The sequence below is a fragment of the Frondihabitans peucedani genome, from assembly GCF_039537585.1.
GTDB classification, from domain to species: domain Bacteria; phylum Actinomycetota; class Actinomycetes; order Actinomycetales; family Microbacteriaceae; genus Frondihabitans; species Frondihabitans peucedani.
The window spans coordinates 204,989-219,165 of sequence record NZ_BAABAU010000004.1 but is presented as its reverse complement, the minus strand read 5'-3'; the positions used below and the strand labels follow the sequence as shown (position 1 = coordinate 219,165).

The 14,177-nt window shown below is 71.6% G+C and carries 12 protein-coding genes; 8 read left to right on the top strand and 4 right to left on the bottom strand.

Annotated features, from left to right (window positions below; translation table 11 throughout):
* Window positions 1-24: 24 nt before the first annotated feature.
* Window positions 25-1,605, top strand: coding sequence for a Na+/H+ antiporter (locus ABD733_RS14410; protein WP_344797424.1), 1,581 nt, complete (start codon window positions 25-27; stop codon window positions 1,603-1,605).
* Window positions 1,606-1,617: 12 nt separating this feature from the next.
* Here the strand turns inward: ABD733_RS14410 and ABD733_RS14405 are convergent, their stop codons facing one another.
* On the bottom strand, window positions 1,618-2,448 hold the full coding sequence (locus tag ABD733_RS14405; protein ID WP_344797422.1) for an alkaline phosphatase family protein: 831 nt from the start codon (window positions 2,446-2,448) through the stop codon (window positions 1,618-1,620).
* A gap of 137 nt (window positions 2,449-2,585) precedes the next feature.
* Between ABD733_RS14405 and ABD733_RS14400 the strand changes: the two genes are divergently transcribed.
* The 5 genes from ABD733_RS14400 to ABD733_RS14380 all read left to right on the top strand — a co-directional run bounded on the left by ABD733_RS14400 (window position 2,586) and on the right by ABD733_RS14380 (window position 7,855).
* Window positions 2,586-3,386, top strand: a complete 801-nt coding sequence (locus ABD733_RS14400) for a potassium channel family protein (protein ID WP_344797420.1) — start codon at window positions 2,586-2,588, stop codon at window positions 3,384-3,386.
* A gap of 36 nt (window positions 3,387-3,422) precedes the next feature.
* Window positions 3,423-5,570 carry a bifunctional copper resistance protein CopD/cytochrome c oxidase assembly protein gene (locus tag ABD733_RS14395; RefSeq protein ID WP_344797418.1) on the top strand — a complete coding sequence of 716 codons (2,148 nt, stop codon included), beginning with the start codon at window positions 3,423-3,425 and terminating at the stop codon, window positions 5,568-5,570.
* Between the two features lie 10 nt (window positions 5,571-5,580).
* Entirely contained in the window at window positions 5,581-6,231 is a 651-nt protein-coding gene (locus ABD733_RS14390; protein WP_344797416.1) for a hypothetical protein, read from the top strand.
* A 122-nt stretch (window positions 6,232-6,353) separates the two neighbouring features.
* Window positions 6,354-7,199 (top strand): YcnI family copper-binding membrane protein, encoded by an 846-nt coding sequence (locus tag ABD733_RS14385; protein ID WP_344797414.1) that lies wholly within the window; start codon window positions 6,354-6,356, stop codon window positions 7,197-7,199.
* 2 nt (window positions 7,200-7,201) lie between these two features.
* On the top strand, window positions 7,202-7,855 hold the full coding sequence (locus tag ABD733_RS14380; protein WP_344797412.1) for a copper resistance CopC family protein: 654 nt from the start codon (window positions 7,202-7,204) through the stop codon (window positions 7,853-7,855).
* Between the two features lie 88 nt (window positions 7,856-7,943).
* On the opposite strand, the gene ABD733_RS14375 is transcribed toward ABD733_RS14380, so the two are convergent.
* Both ABD733_RS14375 and xylA read right to left on the bottom strand, forming a co-directional pair.
* Complete coding sequence (locus ABD733_RS14375; protein WP_344797409.1) at window positions 7,944-9,434, bottom strand: xylulokinase; 1,491 nt, start codon at window positions 9,432-9,434, stop codon at window positions 7,944-7,946.
* A 105-nt stretch (window positions 9,435-9,539) separates the two neighbouring features.
* A complete protein-coding gene (gene xylA, locus ABD733_RS14370) occupies window positions 9,540-10,733 on the bottom strand; it encodes a xylose isomerase (protein WP_344797407.1) in 1,194 nt (397 codons plus the stop codon).
* A 94-nt stretch (window positions 10,734-10,827) separates the two neighbouring features.
* On the opposite strand from xylA, the gene ABD733_RS14365 reads away from it, so the two are divergent.
* Both ABD733_RS14365 and ABD733_RS14360 read left to right on the top strand, forming a co-directional pair.
* Complete coding sequence (locus ABD733_RS14365) at window positions 10,828-12,069, top strand: Gfo/Idh/MocA family protein (protein WP_344797405.1); 1,242 nt, start codon at window positions 10,828-10,830, stop codon at window positions 12,067-12,069.
* Window positions 12,070-12,071: 2 nt separating this feature from the next.
* Complete coding sequence (locus ABD733_RS14360) at window positions 12,072-13,079, top strand: sugar phosphate isomerase/epimerase family protein (RefSeq protein ID WP_344798016.1); 1,008 nt, start codon at window positions 12,072-12,074, stop codon at window positions 13,077-13,079.
* Between the two features lie 28 nt (window positions 13,080-13,107).
* On the opposite strand, the gene ABD733_RS14355 is transcribed toward ABD733_RS14360, so the two are convergent.
* Window positions 13,108-14,136 (bottom strand): LacI family DNA-binding transcriptional regulator, encoded by a 1,029-nt coding sequence (locus ABD733_RS14355; RefSeq protein WP_344797403.1) that lies wholly within the window; start codon window positions 14,134-14,136, stop codon window positions 13,108-13,110.
* Window positions 14,137-14,177: the final 41 nt, after the last annotated feature.

The window sequence follows — 14,177 nt, the reverse complement described above, 5'->3', positions numbered from 1 at the left end:
CCCGGCTGTGGCATCCTCGTGCCTATGGATCCCGTCTCGGCCATAGCCTGGATCGTCGCCTTCGTGGTGATGACCGTCGCGGTCACCGGCCTCACGGGTCGGATCGGATGGTCGGCACCGGTCGCGCTCGTGCTCGTCGGCGCCGTCGCGTCGTTCGTCCCCGGGGTCCCGCGGGTGCACCTCGAGCCCGACCTCGTCCTCTACGCGCTGCTGCCCCCGCTGCTGTTCGCCGCAGCCATCCGCACGTCGCTGATCGACGTCCGCGCTCGCAACGACAGCATCCTGCTCATGTCTGTCGCGCTCGTCGCGTTCACGGTCTTCGCCGTCGGCTTCGCGGCAGCGTGGATCATCCCCGGCGTGACGATCGCCGCCGGTCTGGCGTTCGGCGCCGTCGTGGCGCCGACCGACGCCGTCGCGGTCACGGCGGTGACCGGCAAGGTCCCGCTGCCTCGGCGGGTGGTGACGATCCTCGAGGGCGAGAGCCTGCTCAACGACGCGACCGCCCTCGTCGCGCTGAACGCCGCGATCGCAGCGATCGTGTCGGTCGTGACCCCGGTCGAGGTGGCCGGCGACTTCGTCCTCGCGGTCGTCGTGGGCGCGGCGGTCGGCCTGGCGGTGGCCTTCGTGCTGACCGAGATCCGGCGGCGGCTGCGCTCGGCCGTCCTCGACACGAGCCTGTCGCTGGTGACGCCGTTCATCGCGTTCCTGCCAGCCCAGGTGCTGCACGGCTCCGGTGCGCTCGCCGTCGTGGTCGCCGGGCTGTACCTCGGCTACCGGTCGCCCGTCGTCCTGTCCGCCGAGGCGCGGGTGGCCGAGCGGCTCAACTGGAAGACGCTCCAGTTCCTGCTCGAGAACGCCGTGTTCCTCTTCATCGGACTGAACCTCGCCGGCGTGCTCGAGGGCGTGGTGCGCTCGGGCCCCGGGCTCTGGCCGACGATCGGCATCAGCTTCGCGATCCTGGCCGTCGTCATCGCCTCGCGGTTCGCGTGGGTGTTCGTCACGATGCTCCTCTACCGGGTCGGGCCCTCCCGCGTGCGCGAGCGCGCCTGGAGCTCGGCGTCCAGCACCGTCGTGTCCGCAGCCGGCATCCGAGGCGTCGTGACGCTGGCCGCCGTCTTCCTCCTGCCGCCCGAGACGCCGGAGCGCGAGCTGCTGCAGTTCCTGGCCTTCGTGGTCGTGCTCGGGACGCTGCTGCAGGCGCTCCCGCTGCCGCTGCTCATCCGGCGAGTCCACCTGCCGGCCCCGAACCTCGCGCAGGAGTGGACCGAGCGGCAGATGCTGACCGTCGAGGCCAAGAGCGCGGGGGTCGACCGCCTCGACGAGATCGCGACCGAGGACGACGAGGAGCGGGTCATCCGGCAGCTCCGCTCGTCGTCGAGCTGGCTCGCCGAGGCGCTCGAGCACCCCTCCCCGCCCGACCACGAGCCCGCGTCGAGCACCTTCAACCGGCTGCGCAACGGCATGATCGAGGCGGAGCGCGAGGCGGTCCTGACCGCTCGCCGAGAGGGGCGCTACCAGGAGGCCGCTGTCCAGGCCGTCCTCGCCGCCATCGACGCCGAGGAGACCGCGCTCCGGGCCCGGCACCCGCGGACGATCGGGGAGTAGCGGGGCGAGGCGTCAGTCGAGGTGGGCGAGCAGGAGCGCCGCGATCTCCTCGGGCCTGATCTCCCCGGGCCTGACGGCCTCTGCGGCGACGGGCGCGATCTCCTCGGGCCCGTAGCGCCGGAGGGCGAGGAACGAGCGGGTCAGGACCGCGTCGTCACCGCCGTGGCCGCCCTCGTCGAGGTGCCCGTGGTCGGTGGTGACGCCGACGAGCCAGTCCTCGGCGTGATCCTGCGCCCGCCGTTCGACCTCGTGCAGGATCCCGCCCAGCAGTCCGTCGACCCGCTCGCTCGCGCGCGTGTACTCGGGCGACCGGCCGCCGTACAGGTGCCCGGCCTCGTCGACCTCGCCGAGGTAGACGAAGCTCGCGTCGGGGCCGGCGGCCCGGATGGCGAGCCTGGCGAACGCGGCGACGTCGCCGTCGGCCTCGCGGTAGCCGTACGTCTCGCCGTCGCGGACGACCAGGCGGTGCCGCCCGACGCGCTGGTCGTCGTGCCTCGTCGCGACGACCGGTCCGGGCCCGCGCGGATCCAGGAGCGGCGGCCACGACGACGCCGCGAAGGTGGACCGGGCAGGATCGGCGCGCGCCGCTCTGGTGAGCAGGTCGACGGTGCGGTCCAGGCGGTTCCCCGAGAAGGTGTTGTCGAAGACGCCGTGGACCTCGTGCCGGGTGCCGGTCAGGATCGAGGACCAGCCCGGGCCCGAGATCGTCGGCACCTCCATCTCGACCTGGTGCAGGCGGCCGTGGGCGATGAGCGACGCGAGGCTCGGGGCGGAGCCGTCGGCCAGCGCGTCGTCGATGCGGAGCCCGTCGATGCCGACGAGGAGGAGCTTGCGGGAGGTCATGCCGTGAGTCTCGCGGGGCGGGGTTGCCTGTGCGTGAACGGCGCTGCGGCAGCCCTCTGCCCGCCTGCACGTCGACCGCGACGGCGCGCGACGCGCTCTCAGCCCGTCGATAGCAGTCTGAGATCTACTATCGGCACATGAATCACGCCCGCTGGCGCAGGATCACCGACTGGCCGCTGATGGCCGTGTCGCTCGTCTTCCTCGGGGCCTATTCGGCCGAGGTCATCGGAGACCTCAGCGACCGGGCCTCGCGCGGCCTCGAATACGTCATCTGGGCGACCTGGGTGGTCTTCGCCGTCGACTACCTGGTCAACTTCGCGCTGGCTCACAACCGCTGGCGCTGGTTCGTCCGCCACCTGCCGGAGCTCCTGGTCGTCGCGCTCCCGATCCTGCGCCCTCTCCGCCTGCTGCGGCTGCTGACCCTCCTGGCGATCCTGCAGCGGACCGCCGGGCGGACGTTCCGAGGGCGGGTCGTCACGTACGTGGTCGGCTCGGCGTTCCTGCTCGTCTACGTCGCGGCGCTCGCTGTGCTCGACGTCGAGCGGCCGGCTCCGGGAGCGACGATCACCACCTTCCCGGTCGCCCTGTGGTGGGCGTTCGTCACCATCTCGACCGTCGGCTACGGCGACTACACGCCCGTGACGCTCGAGGGCAGGATGATCGCGGTCGCCCTGATGCTCGGAGGGATCGCCCTGCTCGGGGTCGTCACCGCGACGCTGGCCTCGTGGATCGTCGAGCGCGTCGCCCTCACCGAGGAGTCGTCGCAGGCGGCCACCCGCGGCGACGTCCACGCCCTCGCGCGGCAGATCGCCGAGCTCAAGACGCAGCTGGCGGCGCACACGGCGGCGCTCGAGCAGAAGCCGGCGCCGCCGGGGTCTCTCGGGCCTGTGGACAACCTCGAAGGGTCGGCAGACGAGTTCCGTATCATTGCGGGGTAGCCGGGCGCCGGCCGCCGTCTCCCCGCAAGGAACCCCGTGACCGATCAGATCGAAGATCTCGACTTCGAGACCAGGCAGCTGCGGCTGCCCGCGCCCCGGCTCCAGCAGCCCGGCGACGAGTCCGCAGGGCTCTCGGTCGCGGCGATCGTGCTCCTGGCCTGCATCCCGCTCGGGGTCGTCCTCGCCGTCCTGGCCATGTACTTCACCGGCGCGTTCACCGCGCTGCTCGTCGATCCCGGGGCGCTCGTCACCCGCGGGCTGCCCGCTGTCACCGCGGTCTTCGACGGCTCCGCCGCCGTCACGATCGGCCTGCTCGTCATCTCGACGGTCGCTCTGCCGGGCCAGAAGAGAGACCCGCTCTCCGCGAGTCACAGCCAGTGGTACGCCACGCGGTGGGCGACCTGGTCGGGCGGCGTCTGGCTCGCCTCGGCGGTCGCCGCGCTCGTCTTCCAGGCCGCCAGCTCGCTCGGGGTGCCCTTCACCTCGCCGACCTTCCGGAGCCAGTTCCTCTTCGTCGCCTTCCAGCTCGAGATCGGCCAGACCTGGCTGGTGACGATCGGCTGCATCGCCGTCGCCCTCGTGATCCTGCTGTCCACCAAGAACGTCTCGTGGACGGCCACGGCCACCGTCTTCTCGCTGTTCGCGCTGCTTCCCCTGTCGCTGTCCGGCCACTCCGCCGGGACCGACGAGCACGTCAACGCCGTGAACGGGCTAGCCATGCACCTCGTCGGCGTCACGGTCTGGATGGGCGGTCTGATCGCCGTGATCCTGCTCCGCAAGCGGGCCGGCAAGAACCTCGCGACGGTCGTCTCCCGCTACTCCACGCTCGCCATCTGGGCCTTCGCCTTCGTGGCGTTCTCGGGCGTCGTCAACGCCAGCCTCCGCCTCACCGGTCCGGCCGACCTGGTCACGACCAACTACGGCCTGCTCATCACGGTGAAGTCGCTGATCCTGATCGGGCTCGGCGTCGCCGGCTACCTGCAGCGTCGGCGGATCATCCCGGGCCTCGTGAGAGAGCCGACGCGGTCGCGCCGGTTCGTCCGGCTCGCCGTGTCGGAGGTCGTCTTCATGGCGGTCGCCATGGGGCTCTCCGTCGCGCTGTCCAAGAGCGCGCCGCCCGTGCCGCAGACACCCGACACCGACTCGCGCTCCGGGCTCATCGGGTTCGCCTACCCGAAGCCGATCACTCTCGAGCGGTTCCTCCTCGGGTTCCACCCCGACTACATGTTCATCGCGATCACGGTGATCATGGCCGGGCTCTACCTCGCCGGCGTGACCGTCCTCACGCGTCGAGGCGACTCCTGGCCGATCGGCCGGACCATCCCGTGGCTCCTCGGCTGCTTCGGCGTCTTCTTCGCGACGAGCGGCGGCCCGAGCGTCTACGGTGCCGTCAACTTCTCGACGCACATGATCCAGCACATGGTGCTGATGATGTACGTCCCGCCGCTGCTCGTGCTCGGAGCCCCGATCCTGCTCGCTCTGCGCACCCTCCCGAAGCGGCGCGACAACAGTCGCGGGCCCCGCGAGTGGATCATGATCATCACGCACTCGCGCTACGCGTCGATCATCACGAACCCCGTCGTCGCCGCGGTGGTCTTCGCCGGCAGCCTCGTCGCGTTCTACTACACCGACTGGTTCGAGCTGTCGCTGCAGACGCACCCGGGCCACCTGATCATGGAGGTCCACTTCCTCCTGGCCGGGTACGTCTTCTTCTTCGTGCTCATCGGAGTCGACCCCGGGCCGAAGCGGCCGCCGTACCCGCTGCGGCTGATCCTGCTGCTCGCCACCCTCGCCTTCCACGCCTTCTTCGGCCTGGCGATCATGTCGGGCACCGACATCCTCGCCGTCGACTGGTGGCATGCGCTCGGAAAGACGAACTACCAGGAGCTCCTGAGCGACCAGCACACCGGCGGCGCCATCGCCTGGGGTGCCGGCGAGTTCCCGACCGTGCTCGTCGCCCTGATGGTCGTCCGGCAGTGGGTCACCACCGAGGAGCGCGTCGCGAAGCGCTACGACCGCAAGGCGATGAACGACGACGACGCCGAGCTCCGCGCCTACAACGAGCAGCTCGCGTCGATGGCCGGGGCCCGTCGCGGAGCCGACCACGGTGCTGGCCCGGGTGCCGAGCACGGTGCCCACGACACGGTCGATCACGGCGCCGACCGCCGCGACTCGGGCGAGTAGGGGCCCTCGAGTGGCGGTCAGGGTTCGCTCGAGAGGGGTCCGCGTCGTCCGCGGACTCCTGGTCGCGGGCCTGTCCGTCACTGTCGCAGCGTTCTCGCACGTCGCCGCCGGCGGCGCCTCGCCCGGTGTGCTCGGTGCCGTCCTCGCGACGGCGTTCGCTGCGCTGCTCTGCATCGGGCTCGGATCGCGTGCTCTGTCGCCCGTCCGCCTCTCCATCTCGGTGGCGCTCAGCCAGTTCGTCTTCCACGTGCTCTTCAGCTTCGGTGCCGCCCTGCCGCACGGTGCCGCGGGGCACTCGTCCGTCGGGATGCTCGGCATGGTCATGTCGGGCGGGCAGACGACGACGCTCCCCGCCGGGCTTACGTCGGGGCACGCGGTGCCGGTCGAGGTGATGAGCGACGCGCGCATGTGGCTCGGGCACGCGCTCGCTGCGGCGATCACCGTCGTCCTGCTGCTGCGCGGCGAACGCGCCGCGCTCACCCTCGGCCGCCTCTGCCGCGAACGCCTCGCCCGGCTCGCCGTCGTCGTCGACGCTCTGCCGGCAGCCGTCGGCGTCGCGCCGCACGACGTCCTCACCGCTCTCGCCGATCACCGGGGCCTCCGCGACCTCGGTGTCCTCCTCGTCTCTCGTCCTCACCGGGGGCCGCCGGTCGTCGCCTGACGAACCGCACCACCACCCCTTCAGGACCCCGCGGTCGGAGGGCGCCGTGCGGAGCCCGCCATCCGGCGTGCCCCGCCGACCCGTGCGCCCGGCCGTCCGCTGCGACAGAGAGACGACTCCCCATGGCTCATCAGAGCACCCTTCCGAAGACGATCGCGCGCGTCGCGATCGCACTGCCCCTGGCGGGCGCCCTCGCGCTCGCCGCCCCCCTCGCCGCCTCGGCGCACGTGCACGTCGTGCCCGAGCAGGCTCCGCCCGGCGACTACGCGACCCTCCAGTTCAAGGTCCCGACCGAGTCGGCCACCGCGTCGACCGTCAAGCTCGAGGTCGACTTCCCGACCGCGCACCCCTTCACCTCGGTCTCGTACCAGCCGCTCGCGGGCTGGAAGACCGAGGTCGTCGAGAGCACGCTCCCGTCACCGGTGAAGACCGACGACGGAACGATCACCAAGGCCGTCACGAAGGTGATCTGGACCGCAGCAGCCGGCCAGGGCATCGCCCCGGGCGCCTTCCAGCTGTTCACGGTCTCGGCCGGAGCGGTGCCGGACACGGCGTCGGTGGAACTCCCCGCGACGCAGACCTACAGCGACGGCAGCGTCGTGAAGTGGAACCAGGCGACGCCCGCCTCGGGGGAGGAGCCGGAGCATCCTGCGCCCGTGCTCTTCATCACCGAGGCGCCGCCGGCCGACGCCGACCAGGGGATCGCGGGGCCGACCGCGTCGGCGTCCGCGGAGGCTGCGGGCTCGGGCTCGGGCTCCGGCTCCGGCACCTCGGGCGGCTCGACGGCCTCGCAGTCGGGATCGACGTCGGGCGTCGCGCTCGGGCTCGGCATCGGGGGCCTCGGCCTCGGGGTCCTCGCGGTCGTCGTCGCGGTCGCCGCCTACCTGCGCGGAGGAGCAGGCCGCAGGCCGGCCGGCACGAGGACCGGCGCGGCGACGGCCGCACCCGCCGAGAGCGCGGGCGAGTAGCGGTGCGGGGCAGTCGAACTCGAGTCGGGCTGGCACGCCGGGCCCTGGCCGCGGCGGGGCTCGTCGTCGCCGCGGGAGCCCTGGCGCTCCTCCCGGCCGCGGGCGCGAGCGCCCACGACTACCTCGTGTCGTCGAACCCGAAGGCCGACTCGACGCAGAGCACTGCGCTGTCGAAGGTCGTGCTCACGTTCGACGACCGCGTGCTCGACCTCTCGGGCGACGGGTCGTCGAACGTCGTCGAGGTCACCGGGCCGGCCGGCAAGCACTTCGAGACCGGCTGCCCGACGATCGCCGACACCGACGTGAGCGTCCCGGTCGATCTCGGCGACTCGGGCCGCTACACGGTCCGGTGGCAGATCGTGTCGGCCGACGGGCACACCGTCTCGAGCTCGATCGTGTTCCGGTACGACCGGCCGTCGAGCGCGACGGCTGCTTCAGGTGCCGATGCGCGCCCCGCGTGCGGAGACCAGGCATCGAGCGGCAGCAGCGCCGGCGACGGCTCGTCCGCGACCGGCTCGGGCGACTCCGAGGCGGGCTCGTCGTCGTCCAGCGGCCTCGGCGTCGCGCTCGGCGTAGGCGGAGGCATCATCGCGGTCGCCGTCGTGGCGGTCGTCATCGTCCTGGTGCGGAACCGGCCGGCGCCTCCCGCCGCGTAGCGGAACCGCCGCGAGCACCCCCGTCCGGACCCCGAACCCCGCAGCGCAGAGGTTCGGAGGACGGACGGGGGTGCGACGCGGCCGGCGGCTACGGCCGCGGGATCGAGCCGAGGGCCTGCGCGGCGCGGTAGCGCTCCCGCACGACGGGCTGCGGATCGGGGTCGAGCGTCGCTTGGACCTCGACCGGCCAGCCGGGGCGGGATCCTCCGAGGGCCCACGCCGCCTGCCGAGCGGCGCCGTCGGCGACGTACTCGCCCGGCTCCGGGACGGCGACGGGCAGGTCGAACACCTGGGCGGCGACCGCCTGGACGGCCGGGTTGAGGGCTGCGCCACCGATCAGCAGCACGCGGTGTGCCGGGACTCCCAGCGACCGGACGGCGTCCATGCCGTCGGCCAGCGAGCAGATGAGTCCCTCGACCGCCGCGCGCGCGATGTTCTCCCGCGTCGAGCCGTCGAGCGTGAGGCCCGCGAACGTCGCGGTTGCGTCGGGCAGGTTCGGGGTCCGCTCGCCCTCGAAGTACGGCACCAGCGCGACGCCGCCGGCACCCGGGGCGGCGGCGAGGGCGAGGCGGGCGAACTCGTCGTGACCCACGCCCAGGATCGCCTCGGTGGCGGTCAGGATGCGGGCCGCGTTGAGCGTGGCGATGAGCGGCAGGAATGCGCCGGTCGCGTCGGCGAAGCCTGCGACCACGCCGGTCGGGTCGGTGGTCGCCTCAGAAGTCACCGCGAAGGCCGTGCCGCTGGTCCCGATCGAGATGACGACGTCGCCCTCGTGCGCGTCGAGGCCGAGGCCCGCACCGGCGTTGTCGCCCATGCCCGCGCCGACGACCACTCCCGCCGGGATGGAGGCGTGGGCGACCGTGGTGCCGGCCGACTCGGACGGACCGATGACGCGGGGCAGGATCACGAGGCTCTCCGCCTGGTCTGCCGAGCCGGCCGATCCTGCGCCGGTCGCCTCGCGCGCCGCGCGCCCGAAGGCCGCCTCGAACAGCTCGAGGTCGTACTCGCCGGTCGACGGGGTCCAGTAGGAGGTGCCGCTCGCGTCGGAGCGGTCGGTGACGAGCGCGTCGAGGTCGGGGCCGAGCGGGGAGTCGCCGGGGCCGTATCCGAGGAGACGCCAGGTCAGCCAGTCGTGGGGGAGCGCGACGGCGGCCACGCGGGCGGCGTTCTCGGGCTCGGCGTCGCGGAGCCAGCGCACCTTGGTGGCGGTGAACGACGCGACGGGCAGGGATCCTGTGCGCGAGGCCATCGCCTCGGGGCCGAACTCCTCGAGGAGCGCCGCGGCGGCCGGCGCACTGCGGGTGTCGTTCCACAGCAGCGCGTCGCGGACGAGCACCCCCGAGGCGTCGAGCGTCACCATGCCGTGCTGCTGGCCGGCGACCGCGATGGCCGACACGTCGTCGAGACCGCCCGCGGCATCGATCGCCACGAGCAGGGCGTCCCACCAGGCGTCGGGGTCGACGGAGGTCCCGGTGGGGTGGGTGGCCGAGCCCTGCCGGACCAGTGCGCCGGTGTCGGCGTCGCGGATCACGACCTTGCAGCTCTGGGTGGACGAGTCGATGCCGGCGACCAGCGTCATTGCGGTTCCTTTCGAGGAGCACGAGGAGCACGAGGAAACCCTCGCGATCGGCCGCAGCACCCCGCCTAGGCGGAGTGCGGCAGCCGAACGCGAGGGTTCGAGGGGTTAGGAGCGGGCGCCCATCAGGTGCTCGACGGCCAGCTGCTGCAGGCGGACGAAGCCGAACGACTTGCCGCCGAAGTAGGGCTCCGGGTCGAAGTCCTCGAAGGCCGAGCGGTCGGCGAGGAGGTCGTCGTACGACTCGCCCTCGTTGAGCGTCGGCACCGAGAGCTCGGCGACCTTCGAGGCCTTGAGCGCCTCCTGCACCTCGGGGTCGGCGCGGAAGGCCGCGGCGCGCTCCTTGAGCAGCAGGTACATGCGCATGTTGGCGGCGGCCGACGACCAGACGCCGTCGACACCGTCGGTGCGCGAGGGCTTGTAGTCGAAGTGACGCGGGCCGTCGTAGGTCGGGCCGCCGGTGGGGCTGCCGTTCTCGAGGAGGTCGACGAGAGCGAAGGCGTTCTGCAGGTCGCCGTGACCGAAGACGAGGTCCTGGTCGTACTTGATGCCCCGCTGGCCGTTGAGATCGATGTGGTAGAGCTTGCCGTGGTAGAGCGCCTGGGCGATGCCGGCGGCGAAGTTCAGCCCGGCCATCTGCTCGTGGCCGACCTCGGGGTTCACGCCGACGAGCTCGGGACGCTCGAGCGAGTTGATGAAGGCGAGCGCGTGGCCGAGGGTCGGCAGCAGGATGTCGCCGCGGGGCTCGTTCGGCTTCGGCTCGATGGCGAAGCGGATGTCGTAGCCCTTGTCGGTGACGTAGTCGCCGAGCAGGTTGACGGCCTCGCGGTAGCGGTGGAGAGCCTGCTGGATGTCTTTGGCCGAGTCGTACTCGGCGCCCTCGCGGCCACCCCACATGACGAACGTCTTGGCGCCGAGCTCGGCGGCGAGGTCGAGGTTGCGGAGCACCTTGCGGAGGGCGAAGCGGCGCACGTCGCGGTCGTTCGAGGTGAAGCCGCCGTCCTTGAAGACGGGGGCGGAGAACAGGTTCGTGGTGACCATCGGCACGACGATGCCGGTGTCGGCCATTGCGCCCTTGAGGCGGTCGATCTGGGTCTGGCGCTCGGCGTCGGTCGAGCCGAAGGCGAACAGGTCGTCGTCGTGGAAGGTGAGTCCCCAGGCGCCGAGCTCGGCGAGCTTGGTCACGCCCTCGACGACATCGAGCGGGGGTCTGGTCGGACCGCCGAAGGGGTCACTACCGTTGTAGCCGATGGTCCAGAGACCGAACGAGAACTTGTCGGCGGGTGTGGGCGTCGTTGCCATGGGTCATCCTCAGCATCTATGGTGATTTGTTGTTGCGAAGAACATATTAGTTCCCCGAGCCGAATGCAAGGGGAGACCCGACGAAGGAGTCGCCATGACCGATGTCCACCCCCCGGAACTCCGAGTCGCCCTCGTCGGCCACGGATTCATGGGTGCCGCCCACTCGCAGGCCTTCCGAGTCGCGCCGCGCTTCTTCGATCTGCCCCTCGCCCCGGTGATGTCGACCCTCGTCGGCCGCAACGCCGCCGCCACGACGGCCGCGGCTGAGAAGTGGGGCTGGCAGAAGACGTCGAACGACTGGCACGAGGTGGTCGACGATCCTGACATCGACCTGATCGACATCTCGTCGCCCGGCTCGACCCACGTCGAGATCGCCGTCGCGGCCCTCGCCGCCGGCAAGCACGTGCTCTGCGAGAAGCCGCTCGCGAACTCGGTCGAGGAGGCCGAGGTCATGGCCGCAGCCGCGGCCGAGGCGGCGAAGAAGGGCGTCTTCGCGATGGTCGGGTTCACCTACCGCCGCGTGCCCGCCATCACCTTCGCCCGCGATCTGGTCGCCCGCGGAGCCCTCGGGCAGATCCGCCAGGTGCGGGCCGCCTACCTCCAGGACTGGCTGGTCGACGAGGAGGGCCCGATGACCTGGCGCCTCGACAAGTCGAAGGCAGGATCGGGCTCGCTCGGCGACATCGGAGCCCACGCCATCGACGCGGTCCAGTTCATCACCGGCCAGACGCTCGACAGTGTGTCGGGCCTCCTCCACACGTTCGTCACCGAGCGCCCGCTGCTCGACGAGAGCGTCGCGCAGACGAGCCTCGGCGGCGCGGCGTCCAGCGAGCGCGGGCAGGTGACCGTCGACGACGTCGCCCTCTTCACCGCGCGTCTCTCGGGCGGCGCGATCGGCACCTTCGAGGCCACCCGCTTCGCCACGGGCCGGAAGAACGCGTTCAGGATCGAGATCCACGGCTCGAAGGGCGCCCTCGCCTTCGACCTCGAGCGCGAGAACGAGCTGGAGTTCTACGACGCTGAGGCGCCGTCCGACCTGCTCGGGTTCAAGCGGATCCTGGTCACCGAGCCGGAGCACCCCTACTTCGCCAACTGGTGGCCGACCGGGCACACCATCGGCTACGAGCACGGCTTCTCGCACCAGCTCGTCGACCTCGTGAACGCGCTGGCCGCCGGGGAGCAGCCCACCCCGTCGTTCGCCGACGGCCTCCAGGTCCAGCGCGTGCTCGAGGCCGTCGAGCGCAGCTCGGACGGCGGCAGCGCCTGGACGACGACCGCGGGCACCACAGACGGCGACACCACCACCTCCACCGCGACCGAAGGAGCACGCGCATGAGCATCGAACGCCCGATCACCCTCTTCACCGGCCAGTGGGCCGATCTGCCCTTCGAGGAGGTCTGCCGGCTCGCCGGCGAGTGGGGCTACGACGGCCTCGAGATCGCCTGCTGGGGCGACCACCTCGATCCCGACCGCGGCGCCACCGACGACGCCTACATCGCAGACCGCAAGGCGATCTTGGAGAAGAACGGCCTCAAGGTCTTCGCCATCTCGAACCACCTCAAGGGCCAGGCCGTCTGCGACGACCCGATCGACCAGCGCCACCGCGACATGCTGCCCGACAGCGTCTGGGGCGACGGCGACCCCGAGGGCGTGCGTCAGCGTGCCGCGGAGGAGATGAAGAACACCGCCCGGACCGCCGCGCGCCTCGGCGCAGCCACGGTGACCGGCTTCACCGGGTCGTCGATCTGGAAGTACGTCGCGATGTTCCCGCCGGTGCGCGACGAGCTGGTCGAGGCCGGCTACCAGGACTTCGCCGACCGCTGGAACCCCATCCTCGACGTCTTCGAGGAGGTCGGCGTCCGCTTCGCCCTCGAGCCGCACCCCTCCGAGATCGCCTACGACTACTGGACCACGAAGAAGACCCTCGAGGCCATCGGGCACCGTGAGTCGTTCGGCATCAACTGGGACCCGTCGCACATGGTCTGGCAGGATCTCGACGCGGTCGGGTTCCTGTGGGACTTCCAGGAGCACATCTTCAACGTGCACTGCAAGGACACGAAGAAGCGCCTCAACGGCCGCAACGGCCGGCTGTCGTCGCACCTTCCCTGGGCCGACCCGCGGCGCGGCTGGGACTTCATCTCGACCGGCCGCGGCGACGTGCCGTGGGAGGACGCCGTCAGGATGCTCAATTCGATCGGTTACACCGGTCCGCTCTCGGTCGAGTGGGAGGACGCCGGCATGGACCGCCTCGTCGGGGCGCCCGAGGCGCTGGCCTTCGTCCGCGCGCTGTCGTTCCCGCAGCCGACGTCGGCCTTCGACGCGGCCTTCGCGCAGAAGTCGGAGTGACGGCTGGCGCCGGCGCGCAGCCCAACAGCTAGCGCGCCGGCGCAGCCGCCGTCGAACCGGCCTCGTGCAGGATGCACGGCAGCAGCACGTGCGGCAGCGGCGCATCCTGCCCGGCTTTGCCGTCGAGGCGCTCGATCAGGGCCTCGACGGCGAGCGTGCCGAGTTCGTGCCCGGGCGCGTTCATCGTGGTCAGAGCCGGCTCGCTGGTCGCGCCGGCCTCCGTCGAGGACGACAGCGACAGGACCGAGAAGTCGTCCGGCACCCTGCGCCCCTCGGCGAGGAGGCCGCGGACGAGACCGAACGCCGAGTCGTCCTTCATGATCATCGTCGCGGTCATCGCAGGATCGGCGGCCAGCAGATCCGTCGCCGCCTGACGCCCGCCTGCCGCGCCCGGGCCGCAGAACACGACGACGGGCTCGAGCCCGCGCCGCGCCATGGAGTCGCGGTAGGTGCGCTCGCTCCGGACGTGAGGCCCGTAGCCGGCCATCGAGGTGCCCTCGAGGTCTTCGATCACGAGCCCGATGCGCTCGTGCCCGAGGCCGGTGAGGTAGTCGAGCCCCTCCTCGACGGTGGTCTCGAAGTCGATGTCGACGAAGGGCAGGTCGTCGACGTCGGCGGTGCGCCCGATGGCGACGAACGGGACGCGCAGCTCGGCCAGTCTGTCGATCCTGGTGTCGTGCATCTTGACCTCCATGAGCACGACGCCGTCGACGAGGCCGCCCGAGAGGAGGTCGCGGAGCTCGTCGGGGCCGGTGTCGACGGGCCACAGGATCAGGTGGTAGCCGAGGTCGGACGCGCGGCTCGCGGCGCTCATGAAGAACGTGAGGGCGGTGCCGCCGAGGCGGTGCTCGAGGGCGGGGAACAGCAGGGCGATGATCCGGGTGCGCTTGCTGGCGAGAGCACGGGCGACGACGTTGTTGCGGAAGCCGAGCTCGGTCATGGCGGCGGTGACCCGCTCGCGTGTCGCGGGAGAGACCCTCTTCGTCCCGTTGACGACGAACGACACCGTGGCGATGGACACACCCGCGTGGGTGGCCACCTCCTGCATGGTCGCCATTCGGCCTCCTTCTCCCGTGCTCAGCGTAGTGCTCGGGGCCT

Bases quoted from the DNA above. Each gene is read 5' to 3' on its own strand.
- ABD733_RS14385 (WP_344797414.1), top strand. From the start codon at position 6,354: ATGGCTCATCAGAGCACCCTTCCGAAGACGATCGCGCGCGTCGCGATC.
- ABD733_RS14375 (WP_344797409.1), bottom strand. From the start codon at position 9,434: ATGACGCTGGTCGCCGGCATCGACTCGTCCACCCAGAGCTGCAAGGTC.
- ABD733_RS14410 (WP_344797424.1), top strand. From the start codon at position 25: ATGGATCCCGTCTCGGCCATAGCCTGGATCGTCGCCTTCGTGGTGATG.
- ABD733_RS14355 (WP_344797403.1), bottom strand. From the start codon at position 14,136: ATGGCGACCATGCAGGAGGTGGCCACCCACGCGGGTGTGTCCATCGCC.
- xylA (WP_344797407.1), bottom strand. From the start codon at position 10,733: ATGGCAACGACGCCCACACCCGCCGACAAGTTCTCGTTCGGTCTCTGG.
- ABD733_RS14400 (WP_344797420.1), top strand. From the start codon at position 2,586: ATGAATCACGCCCGCTGGCGCAGGATCACCGACTGGCCGCTGATGGCC.
- ABD733_RS14365 (WP_344797405.1), top strand. From the start codon at position 10,828: ATGACCGATGTCCACCCCCCGGAACTCCGAGTCGCCCTCGTCGGCCAC.
- ABD733_RS14405 (WP_344797422.1), bottom strand. From the start codon at position 2,448: ATGACCTCCCGCAAGCTCCTCCTCGTCGGCATCGACGGGCTCCGCATC.